General features: G+C 73.6%; 13 protein-coding genes. 4 read left to right on the top strand and 9 right to left on the bottom strand.

The features are described from left to right. Nucleotides 1-34: 34 nt before the first annotated feature. From egtD to egtA, 4 genes are read right to left on the bottom strand one after another with little or no spacing between them, the layout of a single operon-like run. Nucleotides 35-1,021 carry an L-histidine N(alpha)-methyltransferase gene (gene egtD / locus EV383_RS15645; protein WP_130290595.1) on the bottom strand — a complete coding sequence of 329 codons (987 nt, stop codon included), beginning with the start codon at nucleotides 1,019-1,021 and terminating at the stop codon, nucleotides 35-37. A 35-nt stretch (nucleotides 1,022-1,056) separates the two neighbouring features. Next, the gene (locus EV383_RS15640) at nucleotides 1,057-1,914 is read right to left on the bottom strand and encodes a class II glutamine amidotransferase domain-containing protein (RefSeq protein WP_130290594.1); all 858 of its coding nucleotides are present in this window, start codon (nucleotides 1,912-1,914) and stop codon (nucleotides 1,057-1,059) included. Between the two features lie 7 nt (nucleotides 1,915-1,921). Beyond that, nucleotides 1,922-3,316: an ergothioneine biosynthesis protein EgtB gene (egtB, locus tag EV383_RS15635; RefSeq protein ID WP_130290593.1), complete on the bottom strand. Its 1,395-nt coding sequence runs from the start codon at nucleotides 3,314-3,316 to the stop codon at nucleotides 1,922-1,924. Beyond that, complete coding sequence (egtA, locus tag EV383_RS15630; RefSeq protein WP_242623121.1) at nucleotides 3,317-4,777, bottom strand: ergothioneine biosynthesis glutamate--cysteine ligase EgtA; 1,461 nt, start codon at nucleotides 4,775-4,777, stop codon at nucleotides 3,317-3,319. A 200-nt stretch (nucleotides 4,778-4,977) separates the two neighbouring features. Between egtA and EV383_RS15625 the strand changes: the two genes are divergently transcribed. Both EV383_RS15625 and EV383_RS15620 read left to right on the top strand, forming a co-directional pair. After that, a complete protein-coding gene (locus EV383_RS15625) occupies nucleotides 4,978-5,619 on the top strand; it encodes a TetR/AcrR family transcriptional regulator (RefSeq protein WP_130290592.1) in 642 nt (213 codons plus the stop codon). A gap of 332 nt (nucleotides 5,620-5,951) precedes the next feature. Further along, nucleotides 5,952-6,923: an AraC-like ligand-binding domain-containing protein gene (locus tag EV383_RS15620; protein WP_130290591.1), complete on the top strand. Its 972-nt coding sequence runs from the start codon at nucleotides 5,952-5,954 to the stop codon at nucleotides 6,921-6,923. A gap of 82 nt (nucleotides 6,924-7,005) precedes the next feature. Here the strand turns inward: EV383_RS15620 and EV383_RS15615 are convergent, their stop codons facing one another. The 5 genes from EV383_RS15615 to EV383_RS15595 form a co-directional block, all read right to left on the bottom strand. Beyond that, complete coding sequence (locus tag EV383_RS15615) at nucleotides 7,006-7,278, bottom strand: hypothetical protein (RefSeq protein WP_130290590.1); 273 nt, start codon at nucleotides 7,276-7,278, stop codon at nucleotides 7,006-7,008. Further along, nucleotides 7,275-7,589, bottom strand: a complete 315-nt coding sequence (locus tag EV383_RS15610; RefSeq protein WP_130290589.1) for an MFS transporter — start codon at nucleotides 7,587-7,589, stop codon at nucleotides 7,275-7,277. Before EV383_RS15610 ends, EV383_RS15615 begins: the two co-directional genes overlap by 4 nt. A 119-nt stretch (nucleotides 7,590-7,708) precedes the next feature. Next, nucleotides 7,709-9,613, bottom strand: a complete 1,905-nt coding sequence (locus EV383_RS15605) for an ABC transporter ATP-binding protein (protein ID WP_130290588.1) — start codon at nucleotides 9,611-9,613, stop codon at nucleotides 7,709-7,711. Nucleotides 9,614-9,799: 186 nt separating this feature from the next. Further along, on the bottom strand, nucleotides 9,800-10,009 hold the full coding sequence (locus EV383_RS15600) for a helix-turn-helix domain-containing protein (protein WP_130290587.1): 210 nt from the start codon (nucleotides 10,007-10,009) through the stop codon (nucleotides 9,800-9,802). Nucleotides 10,010-10,333: 324 nt separating this feature from the next. Next, nucleotides 10,334-11,956: an ABC-F family ATP-binding cassette domain-containing protein gene (locus EV383_RS15595; RefSeq protein ID WP_130290586.1), complete on the bottom strand. Its 1,623-nt coding sequence runs from the start codon at nucleotides 11,954-11,956 to the stop codon at nucleotides 10,334-10,336. A 176-nt stretch (nucleotides 11,957-12,132) separates the two neighbouring features. Between EV383_RS15595 and EV383_RS15590 the strand changes: the two genes are divergently transcribed. After that, nucleotides 12,133-12,930 carry an SDR family oxidoreductase gene (locus tag EV383_RS15590; protein WP_130290585.1) on the top strand — a complete coding sequence of 266 codons (798 nt, stop codon included), beginning with the start codon at nucleotides 12,133-12,135 and terminating at the stop codon, nucleotides 12,928-12,930. Nucleotides 12,931-13,099: 169 nt separating this feature from the next. Then, entirely contained in the window at nucleotides 13,100-14,341 is a 1,242-nt protein-coding gene (locus EV383_RS15585) for a lycopene cyclase family protein (RefSeq protein ID WP_130290584.1), read from the top strand. Nucleotides 14,342-14,420: the final 79 nt, after the last annotated feature.

The following is a 14,420-nucleotide window of genomic DNA, read 5'->3' as shown; positions in this document are numbered from 1 at the left end:
GTTCTCGTCGGAGGGCCCCGGGACGTCCGCCGTGTCAGGCCGCGGTCACCAGGCTGAGCGCGAACCGCTCGTCGGCGTCGGTCCAGCGGCGGGTCGGCTCGAACCCGGCCGCGACGACCATGGAGTCGATGTTCGACGGCCGGAACTTGCCCGAGATCTCGGTGCGCATCTCCTCACCGGCGGTGAACGTGACGTCCAGGTCGAGCGCCTCGACCCGCACCTCCATGTCCCGCTCGGCGCGCAGCCGCATCTCCAGCCACTCCTTGTCCGCCTCCCACGCCGCGACGTGGGTGAACGCGTCGACGTCGAAGTTCGCGCCCAGCTCGCGGTTGAGCACGTGCAGCACGTTGCGGTTGAACTCGGCGGTGACGCCGGCCGAGTCGTCGTAGGCGGGGACGATCACGGCCGGGTCGGTGACCAGGCCGGTCCCGATGAGCAGCTGCTCCCCCGGCTCCAGCACCGACCGCACGTGGGTCAGGAACGCGTGCCGCTGGTCGGGGAGCAGGTTGCCGATCGTCCCGCCCAGGAACGCGATCATGCGCTTGCCACCGGGGGCGGCGGCGGGCAGGCGGTCGAGGTCCTTGGTGAAGTCACCGACGACGCCGTGCAGGGCCAGGCCCGGGTAGCGGCCGGCCAGCTCGTCGATCGCGCCGCGCAGGGCGGACTCGCTGACGTCCTGCGGGACGTAGCAGCCCAGCGTCCCGGCCTCGCGGAACGCGTCGAGCAGCAGGCGGGTCTTGGTCGAGGAGCCCGACCCGAGCTCGACGACCGTCTCCGCGCCGGAGGCGCGGGCGATGTCGGCGACCGAGTCGGCCAGCAGCGACCGCTCGGCGCGGAACGGGTAGTACTCGGGAAGGTCGGTGATCTTCTCGAACAGCTCGGAGCCGCGGGCGTCGTAGAACCACTTCGGCGGCAGTTCCTTGGGACGGGCGGTGAGCCCGGAGGCGACGTCGGCGCGCAGTGCCGCGTCGGCGTCGGCCTCGGTGAGATGGACGTCGAGCCGGATGAGTCCGGAGTTCATCGTGCTCCTGTCGGTCGCTCCCGACCCCGGGGAGGTCACCGCGCGGTCGCGCGATCGCGATGGTGCTCCGCGAGGGGGTGCAGGTCGTGGTGACCCGGACGGGCCACCACCAGGTGCCCGTCGGGCACCTGAGTCCATGAGGGGAGCGGGTCCGTCGGCTCGGACGCGACCGTCACCGACACCTCGTCGGTGTGCACGGCCAGCGCATGCCGCCAGGCCGTTCCCCAGATCGTCGTGCCGTCGGTGAGAAGCAGGTTCAGCCGCGATCCCGGGGCCGCCGACTCGGCGGCGAGCACCGTGTCGGTGAGGATCGTGGCGGGGTCGTGGCCGGCGCGGAGCCGGTGGCGGACCAGCGCCCAGAGCACCGCGGCGTCGGTGGGCGCGTCGAGGGTGATCAGGTCCAGCGTCGGCAGGGTCGCGGCGAGCCCGGCCAGCGAGCCCGGCCAGTCCCGGACCATGCCGTTGAGGCTGAACAGCCACCGGTCCTCGGCGAACGGCGCCGCCGCGGTGGAGACGACCGGCATCCCGGGACTGGCCGATCGGACAGCCCCGAGCACTCCGGTCGCGAGCGTGCTCGACGCGACCGCGGCGAACGAGGTGTCCGACCAGATCGGCTGGTCGCTGCGGATCCGCACCGGTGCGGCCCGGTCGTCGCCGTGCGAGCCCTCGCGAACGGCCTGCGGCGGCGCGTCCGGGTCGATCACGGCGTGGCCGTCGCCGCCCGGAGCCGCGAGGGGCGGGTACCACCCGGCGCCGAACCCGTCGACGTTGATCGTCCCGCCGCCGCGCATGTCGGCCGGTGCGTAGGCCTGCTCGAGCAGCCCGTGGGCAGGTTCGAGGAGGACCGAGGCCACCGTCCGCGGCGGACCCAGCCAGGCGAGATGTCGGCACACCGGGCGGTTACGCCCCCTGCTGGTCGGACGGGCGTACGTCGCGGGCCAGCCGGATGCCGGAGAAGATCTGCCGGCGGATCGGGTGGTCCCAGTTGCGGAACGTCGTCCGGATCGCCGAGGCGTCGGTGCCGAACGACCCGCCGCGCAGGACCGCGTAGTCGCCGCCGAAGAAGACCTCGGAGTACTCCGGGTACGGGAACATCTCGAAGCCCGGGTAGGGGTGCCAGCCGGAGTCGCACCACTCCCAGACGTCACCGATCATCTGGTGCACCCCGAGCGCGGACGCGCCGGCCGGGTAGGCACCGACCGGGGCCGGCTGCAGGTGGCGCTGGTCGAGATTGGCGTGCAGGTGGGTGGGCTCGTCGTCGCCCCACGGGTAGCGGCGCGAGCGGCCGGTGGCCGGATCGAACCGGGCCGCCTTCTCCCACTCGGCCTCGGTCGGCAGACGCTTGCCCGACCAGCGCGCGAACGCCTGGGCCTCGTGGAACGTCACGTGCACGACCGGCTCGTCGGTCACGATCGGCTCGACGGCGCCGAAGCGGCGCCGCAGCCAGTCGCCGCCGGCGTCGCGCTGCCAGAACTGCGGGGCGGCCAGACCGGCCTCGCGGACGTACGCCCAGCCGCGCTCGGTCCAGTACCGCGGGTCGTCGTAGCCGCCGGCGTCGACGAACTCGGCGTACCGCCCGTTCGTCACCGGGTAGGTGTCGATGACGAACGCCGGGACGTCCACGACGTGCGCCGGACGCTCGTTGTCCAGCGCCCACGGCTCGGTCGAGGTGCCCTGGGTGAACGCCCCGCCGGGGACCAGCACCTCGGCCGGGCCGAGCGGGGTGCTCCGGCGCGGCGGGGCCGGGGCGTGCAGCAGGGGGGACCCGGTGCGCAGCTGGTGGGTGGCCAGCATCGTCTCGTCGTGCTGCTGCTCGTGCTGCACGATCATCCCGAACGCGAACGCGTCGTTCTCCAGGCGGCGGCCCCGCAGCGGGCTAGCGCCCAGCGCGTCGAGCGCCTTGTCCCGGACCTCGGCCACGTAGGTGCGCGCCTCGGACGGCGTCAGCAGCGGCAGTTCGACGCGGCTGGAGCGGCTGTGCTGGAACGCGTCGTAGAGCCCGTCGATCTCCGGGCGCAGCGGCTCGCGGCCGCCGACGTCTCGGACCAGCCAGAGCTCCTCCTGGCTGCCGATGTGGGCCAGGTCCCAGACCAGCGGCGACATCAGCGGCGAGTGCTGGGTGGTCAGCTCGGCCTCGTCGACGTCGGTCAGCACCGCGCTGCGGGCGCGCGAACGCTCCAGCAGGCCGGCGACCCGGGTGCGCAGCGTCTCTGCGTCCTCGCCGGGTCGCGGCGCCGCGAGGCGGGGCGTGCCCGGCTCGTCCGTCGCCGGGGTCCGGGTGACAGCGTCGGTCATCTAGCGCGCTCCTTCTTCGACGTGCGGTCGTGCGGTCGCGGCCGGGGACGTGCCGTCGGGGCGGCCGTGCTCCGGACGGGGCGGCGCGGGGGCGGGGCGGTAGAGCCCGGCCGGGAACGGCGTCTCCGGGGCACCGACCCCGGGGGCGCCGGTCTCCAGCGGTGACGGGTCGTCGGCCGGACATCGCCCGCGCAGAACTCGCTGCTCGGTGACCTCCTCCAGCCGTGCGACGAGCTCGGAGGGCCCCCACGCGAGACCGGTGCCCCGGCCCGCGTCGGCGGACCGGCGCAGGACCTCGCAGGCCAGCGTGAACACCGTCGCGGCGGCGCGGGCGAGCGCCGGGTCGGCCAGGGCGTCGCGGCTGGCGGTGACCCAGTGGTCGCGCACCGGTTCGCACGCCTCCCGTGCGCGGTCCAGCGCACCGGAGTCCGAGGTGAGCGCGAGCAGCAGCGCGGTGGGCAGTGCCCAGTCGCGGCCGTCCTGCCCGTCGACGTAGCGGACCTCGAGGTGCCCGTGCGGGCGGACCGGTGGGAACATCGTGGAGACGTGGTAGTCCAGGTCCGTGGTGGTCGGCGGACGCGACAGGACGCCGTCGAATCGGCCGCGGCCGGCGCCGTCGATCCAGTCCGCGAACGTGACCTGCGGCGGGACCTCCCAGCTGCCCTCGGAACGGACGCACAGCAACGGGGTGGACACGACCCGCTCCGCCCACGTCCGGGCCGGGTCGTCCGACACCGGCGGCGGTGCGGTGCGCAGCGGGTCCAGGCTCAGCCAGGACGCCATCCGGGAGGACTTCCAGCCGGTGACGCGGCCGTGCAGTACCGGGGAGTTCGCGAACGCCGCCACCAGCACCGGTCCGAGCGCGTGCAGGGCGTCCCAGCGCTGCGGGGCCGACTCCACGGTGCCCGCGTCCAGGCACACCTGCACCGACGACGTCGAGCACATGCCGCTGCGCCCGTGCGGGCCGACGCGGTCGAACGCGCACTCCATCGCGCGGTAGCGCGGCAAGTCCAGCAGCCGCCGCGCCGGGCGGACCGGGTCCGCGGCGCGGGCGTGCGGGCGCAGGCCCTTCGCGGCGAGCAGGGCGTGCAGCCGGTCGGCGTCGCGGGTGACGTCGCGCAGCAGCGAGCCCAGGTCCGGCAGCGGCGGACCGGCGATCTCGATCTGGCCCCCGGGCTCGACGGTCACGTCGCAGCCACCGGGAAGAGGAAGAGCGGGAGAAGACGGGTCGAGGGACTTCGGGGCGTGCGGGCCGAGAGCGGCGCGCAGCGTGTCGACGTCGACCGGTGCGTCCGGGGTCTCGGGACGGTAGAGCATCCATTCCAGTTCCACACCGACCAGCCGGGGCGGTCCGTGCTTGAAGCAGACCGAGGCCACGTACGCCTCGGCCTCCGCACGGCTGCGCAGGACACCGGGTCCGGCGTCGTCCCGAGCCGCGGCGTCTCCCGCTTCTCCTGTCACGGGGGAAAACGCTACCCCTGCCCCCTGACAATCGCAGTCCGCTGAACGAAGCTCACGCCGTGAGGATGCGCACCGGACGGCCCTTGCGCTGCGGCACAACGGGCATACCGCGCCTCGTCGCCGCCCCCGCACCGCTCCGGTGCTTCCGGTGGACCGTCGTCCGGGGACATGGACGACGCGCGTACGGAATACTCGGCGGCATGCCCCGCGTCAGTACCGATCAGCTCGCCGCGCGGCGCCGGCAGATCCTCGACGGGGCGCGCCGGTGCTTCGCCGACCACGGCTACGAGGGGGCCACGGTCCGGCGGCTGGAGACCTCCACCGGCCTGTCCCGCGGCGCGATCTTCCACTACTTCCGGGACAAGGAGGCCCTGTTCCTGGCCCTGGCCGAGGAGGACGCGCGGCGGATGGCCGACGTCGTCGCCGAGCAGGGACTGGTCCAGGTCATGCGCGAGCTCCTCGACACCGCTCGCGCCGCGGACCGCGGTGCCCCGGAGGACGGGCCGGGGAACGGCGGGACCCCGTCGGACGGGGCGGCGACGGACCGCAGCTGGCTCGGGACCCGCCTGGAGGTCTCCCGCCGGCTGCGCACCGACCCGGAGTTCCGCGGCCGCTGGCAGGCGCACTCGGCGGCGCTGACCGCCGCCACCCGCCAGCGTCTGGAACGCCAGGCCGCGGCCGGGGCGCTGCGCGACGACGTGCCGGTCGCGGTGCTCGCGCAGTACCTGGAGCTCGTGCTGGAGGGCCTGGTCTCGCACCTGGCGATGGGTCTGCCGGCCGGCGACCTGGACGCCGTCCTCGACGTGGTCGAGAACGGCGTCCGGGCCGGGGCCGATCGCTGACGGGCCGGCGAGGAGGTCCGGCCCGGCGGATCGGCGCCGGGGTACACCGCATCCGGGCCCGGGCATGGGCACGGTGCGGCGAGGTCGGGCCGACCGGGGTCCGGGGCCGTCCCGGCTCATCGTCGCGGTCACGCGGCCGCAGGGCTTGTCACCGCGTGCCGGGTTGTTGGCGAGCAGTGCCGGGAACGGCGATCACCGCAGATCGGAACCGGAGGGGCCCGAGGGGCCGTAGGTGAGGGGACCGTCCCGCCGTAACGCGATCGTCCCTTGACGTCGTACGACCGGGCTGTGAACGCTGGGCGAAATCGGATCCGGGACGGGGGTGCACGGCAGTGGTCCTCGCCCCGGGCTCCGAGCCGGTGGAGCGCTCCACCCGCCGCTATGACGAGTGGCGTGAGACGCTGCGTCACGACTTCGTCGCCCTCGACGTGGCTCCCGACCGCAGCCGCGCGGCCTCGTTCGCCGGGACGGCCCGGAGCACGACCCTGGCCCACCTCCAGGTCTCCGAGGTCGGCTCGGTCGCCCAGACCTGCCGGCGGACCCCGCAGCTCGCCGGCCACGACCACCGGGAGTACCTGCAGGTGGGGATGCTCGCCCGGGGTACCGCCTCGCTCGAGCAGGACGGCCGGAGCACCGTGCTGCACCCCGGTGACATGGCACTCTACGAAACCGGACGGCCGTTCTGCTGGTCGTTCGGCGGGGACTGGGTGCTGCAGGTCTTCACCTGGCCGCGGGACACCCTCGACCTGGCCGCGTCCGAGTCCGCAGCCGCCACCGCGCGGCGGCTGGACGGTCGCTCGGGCCTGGGTGCGATAGTCGGCGGGGTGCTGCGCGACCTGGTGACGAGCCCGCCGCCGCTGAGCGCCCCGGGTGCCGTCCGCCTCGCCGACGAGGTCGGCGGCCTGGTCGTCACGCTCGCCGGCGAGCGGACCGCCGGTGCACCGGTGGCCGCGAGCGAACGCTCCCGCGCGGAGCTGCGCGAGCAGATCGAGCTCCACATCGCCGCCCGTCTCGACGACCCCGACCTCGGTCCGGCCTCGATCGCGGCGGCGCTCTTCATCTCCCCTCGGCAGCTGCACCGGCTCTATGCCGAGACCGGCGAGTCGGTGACCCGGCGGATCCGCCGCTCCCGCCTGGAGCACGCCCGTCGTGATCTGGGCGACCGCCGCCTGGCCGACGCGTCGATCACGCACGTCGCCCGGCGCTACGGCTTCACCGACCTCGCCGCCTTCAGCCGGGCGTTCCGCACCGCCTACGGGGTCTCCCCCAGCGAGTACCGCTGCGCCGGTCGCGCTCTCCCCTGACGCCACCGCGCGCCGGGACGCCTCCCGACGTCACCCGTACGGACGTCGTTCCGATCGACGGCCGGGCCCGGGTGGGGCGGGTTCAGCGCGCGGTGGCGACCGGGGCCGGGACGTCGACGTCGAACAGCACGGCGAGCCGCTCGGCCGTGCCGCGCGCCCAGCGCCCCGTCGTGACGAGCGCGAGGACGACGACCAGCAGCCCGCACCCGCACATGACGACCCAGGAGACCCGGGCGGCGTCGACGAACCCGGTGGCCACCGGCCCGACGATGGTCGCGGTGACGAGCGCGCCCAGCACCGCCACCCCGAGCGCCGTCCCGGCGGCCAGGGCCGGCACCGCCATGCCGACGATCACGGCGAGACGAGACCGTGCGTCGGGGACTCGATGATCCCGAACGTCACCGAGCCCAGCAGCACGAGACCGATCCGGAACACCTTCCGGCGCCCGACACGGTCGGCCGTCGACCCGGCCGGCACCAGCAGGCTCGCCAGGACGAGCGTGTAGGCGTCGATCGTCCACTGCAGGCCGGAGAACCCGGCGTCGAGGTCACGGCCGATCGCCGGCAGCGCCAGGTTGACGATCGTGACGTCCATCCCCACGACGAACAGGCTGCAGCAGCAGATGGCGAGGACGACGAGCCGTCCGCGGCGGTCCAGGTCCGGCACCGGCCCCCTCCTCGACATCCATGCCTGTCGGCAACCGTTAGGACGGTACAACCATCGGTGGCGCCACGGCACCGTGTCCCGGGACACCTCACGCCGCGGAGGTCAGAGGGCCGCGGAGGTCAGAGGGTCGCGGCCACCCCGCCCTGCCGTGAGCGGGCGTCGTCGGGAGCGAACTGCGTGCGGTAGAGCCGGGCGTAGCGGCCTTCAGCGGCGAGCAGCTCCTCGTGCGTGCCGCTCTCGGCGACCCGTCCCGCCTCGATGACGGCGATCCTGTCCGCGGCCCGCACGGTGGACAGGCGGTGCGCGATCACGATCGCCGTCCGCCCGACCAGCGCCTCCCCCAGCGCGTCCTGGACGGCGGCCTCGGACTCGGAGTCCAGGTGCGCGGTGGCCTCGTCGAGGATCACCACCCGCGGCTTCGCGAGCAGCAGGCGCGCGATCGTCAGGCGCTGGCGCTCGCCGCCGGACAGACGGTAGCCCCGCTCCCCGACGACGGTGTCGAGCCCGTCCGGCAGCGCGTCGAGCAGGTCCCCGAGCCGCGCCCGGCGCAGGGCGTCGCGCATCTCGTCCTCGGTCGAGCCCGGCGCGGCGTAGCCCAGGTTCTCGGAGATCGTGTCGTGGAAGAGGTGCCCGTCCTGGGTGACCATCCCGACCGCACCGCGGATCGCCGAGAACCTCAGGTCACGGACGTCGGTGCCGGCCAGCTCGATCGCGCCGGAGTCCACGTCGTAGAGCCGTGGGACGAGGGTGGCCAACGTGGACTTGCCGGCGCCGGACGTCCCGACCAGCGCGAGCAGCTGCCCGGGCCCGACCTCGAGGTCGACGCCGTGCAGCACCTCGACGTTGGTCCGCTGGTCGAGGACGGCGACCTCCTCCAGCGAGGCGAGCGAGACGTCCTCGGCGCTGGGGTAGGTGAAGTGCACGTCGCGCAGACGGACGCCGATCGGGCCGTCCGGGAGGTCCTTCGCGTCCGGGCGCTCGGTGATGTTGGGCTTCAGGTCGAGCACCTCGAAGACGCGCTCGAACGCGACCAGCGCCGTCATCACGTCGACGCGGGCGTTGGCCAGCGCCGTCATCGGCGTGTAGAGCCGGGTCAGCAGCAGGCCGAGGGCCACCACGGTGCCGGCCGGGATCTGGCCGGTCACCGCGAGGTAGCCGCCGAAGCCGTAGATCAGGGCCTGGGCCAGAGCGGAGACCAGCGACAGCGCCGTCACGAAGATCCGCGACACCATCGCCGACCGGACGCCGATGTCGCGCACCTTCGCGACCTGTGCCCGGAACACGACGGCCTCCGCGGCCGGGTCGCCGAACAGCTTGACCAGCGTCGCGCCGGGGGCGGAGAACCGCTCGGTCATCTGGTTGCCCATGGCCGCGTTGAGGTCCGCGGCCTCGCGGCGCAGCTCGGCGATCCAGTTGCCCATCCGCCGCGCCGGCAGCACGAAGATCGGCAGGAGCAGGATCGCCAGGACCGTGACCTGCCAGGCCAGCCCGATCATCACCGCGACGGCGAGCACGAGCTGGATCGAGTTCGACAGCACCGTGGACAACGTGCCGGTGATCGCGGTCTGGGCGCCGATCACGTCGTTGTTGAGCCGGCTCACCAGTGCGCCGGTGCGGGTGCGGGAGAAGAACGCCAGCGGCATCGCCTGGACGTGGCTGAACACGGCGACGCGGAGATCCTCGATCAGGCTCTCGCCGAGCCGCGAGGAGAACCATCGCCCGGCCAGCCCGACGACGGCCTCCAGGATCGCCATCCCCGCGATGCCCAGGGCGAGGATGATCACGACGCGGCCGGCGTCCGGGATCTGCCCGGCGTCGACGATGTTGTTGACGACGCGGCCGGCAAGCACCGGCGTCGCGACACCGATCACCGCGGTGACCGTGGTCAGGGCCAGGAACGAGATCAGCCAGCGGCGGTAGGGCGCCACGAACCGCAGGATCCGCGGCCAGGTGCCCGGCGTGATCGACCGCGGGCTCTCGGCACCGCGGATGACCCCGCGCAGCATGGTGAGCTGGCGATCCATCGAACTCCCCTCGCCGGTGGTGGACGGCGAGCTACCACGTTACGTCGCGCACGGATGCTCGGCGCGCGATGCACCGTGACCGGCGACCCGGGGTCCGGGGGGTGCCGGCCGGGGCGGGAGTCGCCCCTGCGCACCGGGTCCCGGGCCGTACGTCGGCCCGGGACGGCGATGCGTGGTGGTGTCGAGCTACTTCTTCTTCGTGCGCGTCGCGCCACCGCGCCCGCGCAACGTCACACCGGTCTCACTCAGCACCCGGTGCACGAATCCGTACGAACGCCCGGTCTGCTCGGCGAGGGAACGAATGCTCGCGCCCTTCTCGTACTTCTTCTTCAGATCGGCGGCGAGTTTGCCCCGTTGCGTCCCGGTGATCCGGGCGCCCTTCTTCAGATCGGCCACTGGCCCTCCTCATCCCCGCCGCGGATGCCCCCGCGGATCGTCACGAGAGGCGTGACGATCCGGCAATGATGATCCAGTTGAGGAATTCTGGCCAGGACGGCGAGAACGCGATCGGTGAACGGTTCCGCCGAATGGATCATCCACGTCGGTGGACGGCGGAGGAATTGCTCTACACGGCGTCAGAAAACGATCACCCGATCGGAGAGATACCGGGTCGTGATCGAGAGTCCGACGACTTTCGTGCACACACGCACGATCGGTTCGTAGTCCGATCGAGTGACGAGACGATCATGCGCCGTCCGGCCGACGAGCGGCCGGGCACCGTCAGGCCAGCTGCACGAGTTCCAGGTACTCGGCGGACCAGTGGTCCTCGGTGCCGTCCGGGAGCACGATCACCTTGTCCGGCTCCAGGGCCTCCACCGCGCCCGGGTCGTGCGTGACCAGGACGACCGCGCCGGTGAAGCGGCGCAGCGCGTCGAGCACCTGCTCGCGGCTGGCCGGGTCCAGGTTGTTCGTGGGCTCGTCGAGCAGCAGGACGTTCGCGGCGCTGGAGACCAGACCGGCCAGTGCGAGACGCGTTCGCTCGCCGCCGGACAGCGTCCCGGCCGGCTGCTCGAGCTGCTCCCCGGAGAACATGAACGTGCCGAGCACGGTGCGCAGGCGCTGGGCGTCGGTGTCCGGAGAGGCGTGCCGGATGTTCTCCCAGACCGAGGCGTCCATGTCGAGGGTGTCGTGCTCCTGGGCGAAGTAGCCCGTGCGGAGGCCGTGACCGGGCACCATCCGACCGGAGTCCGGGGCCTCGGTGCCACCCAGCAGGCGCAGCAACGTCGTCTTCCCGGCACCGTTGAGGCCCAGCACGACCACCTTGGCGCCGCGGTCCACCGCGAGGTCGACGCCGGTGAAGACCTCCAGCGACCCGTAGGCCTTCGACAGGCCCTCCGCCGTCATCGGGGTCTTGCCGCACGAGGCGGGGTCCGGGAAGCGGATCTTGGCGACCCGGTCGGCCTGCTGCTCGGGCTCGAGACCGGAGAGCAGCTCGTCGGCGCGGCGGGCCATGTTCTTGGCCGCGACCGCCTTGGTGGCCTTGGCGCCCATCTTCAACGCCTGGGTGTGCAGCTGCGAGGCCTTCTTCTCGGCGTTGGCGCGCTCGCGGCGGCGGCGCTTCTCGTCCGTCGCGCGCGCCTCCTGATACCGCTTCCAGTCCATGTTGTACTGGTCGGCCTCGCCGCGCATGGCGTCGAGGAACCACACCTTGTTGACGACGGCGGCCAGCAGCTCGGTGTCGTGGCTGATCACCACGAGCCCGCCCTCGTGCTGCTGCAGGAACCCGCGCAGCCAGGTGATCGAGTCGGCGTCGAGGTGGTTCGTGGGCTCGTCGAGCAGCAGGGTGGTGGCACTCTGCGAGCCGCCGTCGGAGGCGGCGAACAGGATGCGCGCCAGCTCCACGCGGCGGCGCTGGCCACCGGAGAGCGTCTCGATCTGCTGGGTGAGCACCCGCTCGGGCAGGCCGAGGTTGGTGCAGATCCGTGCGGCCTCGCTCTCCGCGGCGTACCCGCCCAGGGAGGAGAAGCGGTCCTCGAGCCGGCCGTACTCGCGCACCAGCTTGTCGTTCTCGTTCTCGTCGACGACCTCGGCCATCGCGGTCTGGACCTTCTCCAGCTTGGACAGGAGCACGTCCAGCCCGCGGGCGGAGAGCACGCGGTCCTTGGCGGTGACCGTCAGGTCGCCCTCGCGCGGGTCCTGCGGCAGATAGCCGACCGGCGAGTTCGACATGATCTTGCCGGAGTAGGGCTCGCCCTCACCGGCCAGCACGCGCATCGACGTCGTCTTGCCCGCGCCGTTGCGGCCGACCAGGCCGATCCGGTCGCCGGGCTGCACGCGCAGGTTCGCGCCGGAGAGAAGGATCCGGGAACCGGCACGCAGTTCGATATCGGATGCGGTGATCACGCGAGAGAGCTCCAGACAGTGGAGTACGGGGGTGGTCGAGACGAGAACGTCGGGCAGGGGGCGCCGGGCGTGGGCACAGCAGTGCTCACCACGCCGCGCACTCACCTACTCCAGCAGGACCACGCATATCAGGCTACCGGCCGGGTCGACCGTATTCCGAACGTAGGGTCCCGGTCATGACCGACGTCACCGCCCCCGTCCCCCCGCCGGCCGACCTCGTGGGCCGGGCCGCTCTCGTCACCGGCGCCAGCCGCGGCATCGGGTACGGCATCGCTGCCGAGCTGCTCGCGCGCGGCGCGTCCGTCACGATCACCGGCCGCAAGGTCCCCGAGCTCGATGCCGCGGTCGCCGCGCTCGGCGAGGAGGCCGGGGCGCCGGAGCGGGTGCTCGGCGTGGCGGGCAACGCCGGGGACGCCGCGCACCGCACCGAGGCCGTGCGGGCGACCGTCGAGCGGTTCGGGAACATCGCGATCCTGGTCAACAACGCCGGGATCAACCCGCAGTACGGGCCGCTCGTCGACGCCGACCTCGACGCCGTCCGCAAGATCTTCGACGTGAACGTGGTCGCCGCCCTGGGGTTCGTGCAGGAGGCGTACCGGGCCGGGATGGGCTCGGCCGGCGGGTCGGTCGTGAACGTCGCCTCGGTCGGCGGGATCCGCTCCACCGGCGTCATCGGGGCCTACGGCGCGTCCAAGGCGGCGCTGATCCGGCTCACCGAGGAGCTGGCCGGGCAGCTCGGCCCGAGGATCCGGGTCAACGCGGTGGCCCCGGCGGTGGTCAAGACCCGCTTCGCCGAGGCGCTCTACGCCCACGACGAGCAGGGCGTCGCGAACGGCTACCCGATGCGACGCCTCGGCGTGCCGGCCGACGTCGCCGCGGCCGTCGGGTTCCTGGTCTCCGACGCGGCGAGCTGGATCACCGGGGACACGATCCGGATCGACGGCGGCTCGCTCGCCGCCGGCCGTCACGGATGACCGTGCCGGAGGGCGGTGATCGGCGGTCCGGTACCGATCGAGGCCGTCGACGGCCCGTACCGGGACCCCTCCGCCGATCACCGGGCCCCTCCCCGGACCTCACCGGTGCCCGGGGTCTCCCGTGCATGCGAGAGGCGCTCCATGGCGCTGCGGCGCGGATCGGGCAGCGATGACGCGCATCTCGCGTGCGGAACCGGACCGCGGCGGACCGGCCGGCCCGGCGTCGGGGTCCGCCGACGTCGTCGTGCTCGGGGGCGGCCCCGCGGGGCGGGCGCTCGCCGGAGAGTGTGCGGCACGCGGGCTGCGCACCACGCTGGTCGACCCGGCCCCGGATCGGCCGTGGCGCAACACCTACGGCGCGTGGGCCGCCGACCTGCCGCCGGGCGTGCCGGACTCCGCGATCGGCTCCCGGTCGCGCGCCCGCATGTTCGGGACCGGCGAGCACACGGTGGAGGGCACCTACCTGGTGCTCGACACCGCCGGCCTGCGGGCGCACCTCGACGCCGGACTGGGCGAGGTCCGGGTCCTCGCCGGACGCGTGCACGAGGTCGATGCGCAGCCGGCCCACACCGTCACCCTCGCCGACGGGCGGGTTCTGACCGCGGGCGTGGTCGTCGACGCCACCGGTGCACCGAGCACGCTGCGTCCGTCCCGGCCGGGGCCGGCGGTCGAGCAGACCGCGTACGGCGTCGTCGTCCCGGAGGCGGTGGCGGCACCGCTGGTGGGCCCGGGCGAGGCGGTGTTCATGGACTGGCGCGCCCACCACGGGCACACCGGCTGGCCGACGTTCCTCTACGCCGTCCCCTACGGCGACGGGACGGTGCTGCTGGAGGAGACCTCCCTGGCCCGGCGCCCGGGGCTGCCCCTGTCCGAGCTGCGCGGTCGTCTGCACACCCGGCTGCTCCGGCACGGCGTGCGGGTCCCCGACGGCGCGCCCGTCGAGAAGGTCCGTTTCCCGGTCGACGAGCCGCGTGCCCCCGCGCACCCGGTCGCGTTCGGCGCCGCTACGCCGCTGGTGCACCCGGCCAGCGGGTTCAGCGTCGCGACCGCGCTGACGCTCGCCCCGGCCGTCGCCGACGCCCTGGCCGCCCACCTGCCCGGCTCCCCCACCGCCGCGACGACCGCGGCGGCCGCGGTGCTCTGGCCCGCTCCGGCCCGGACCGTGCACCGCCTGCGTCACCTCGGCCTGCGCACGGTGCTCGACCTTCCCCCCGGCCTCGTCCCGGCGTTCTTCGACGCGTTCTTCCGTCTCCCGCAACGCGACCGCGCCGCCTTCCTCTCCGGGCGCGACGACCTCGCCGGGACCGTGCGGGCGATGGGCGCGCTGTCGCTGACCGCGACCGCCCCCGTCCGACTGCGCATGCTTCGTTCCGCTGTCCGGCCCAGCCGACTGGTCACCCTGGACGAGTGATTTCGGTGGTGTCGGTGGAGTGCGCCCGAACTACCCGTAGTAACTTCTGGGCACTCAGCGCAGAGCGCCCCGGCCCCGC

The organism is Pseudonocardia sediminis, from assembly GCF_004217185.1.
GTDB classification, from domain to species: domain Bacteria; phylum Actinomycetota; class Actinomycetes; order Mycobacteriales; family Pseudonocardiaceae; genus Pseudonocardia; species Pseudonocardia sediminis.
This window is presented reverse-complemented; position numbering and strand designations above follow the sequence as displayed.

What these genes read in the sequence shown, in the direction of transcription:
- egtD (WP_130290595.1), bottom strand. Translation starts at nt 1,021, where the DNA reads ATGAACTCCGGACTCATCCGGCTCGACGTCCATCTCACCGAGGCCGAC.
- EV383_RS15625 (WP_130290592.1), top strand. Translation starts at nt 4,978, where the DNA reads ATGCCCCGCGTCAGTACCGATCAGCTCGCCGCGCGGCGCCGGCAGATC.
- EV383_RS15585 (WP_130290584.1), top strand. Translation starts at nt 13,100, where the DNA reads ATGACGCGCATCTCGCGTGCGGAACCGGACCGCGGCGGACCGGCCGGC.
- EV383_RS15605 (WP_130290588.1), bottom strand. Translation starts at nt 9,613, where the DNA reads ATGGATCGCCAGCTCACCATGCTGCGCGGGGTCATCCGCGGTGCCGAG.
- EV383_RS15590 (WP_130290585.1), top strand. Translation starts at nt 12,133, where the DNA reads ATGACCGACGTCACCGCCCCCGTCCCCCCGCCGGCCGACCTCGTGGGC.
- egtB (WP_130290593.1), bottom strand. Translation starts at nt 3,316, where the DNA reads ATGACCGACGCTGTCACCCGGACCCCGGCGACGGACGAGCCGGGCACG.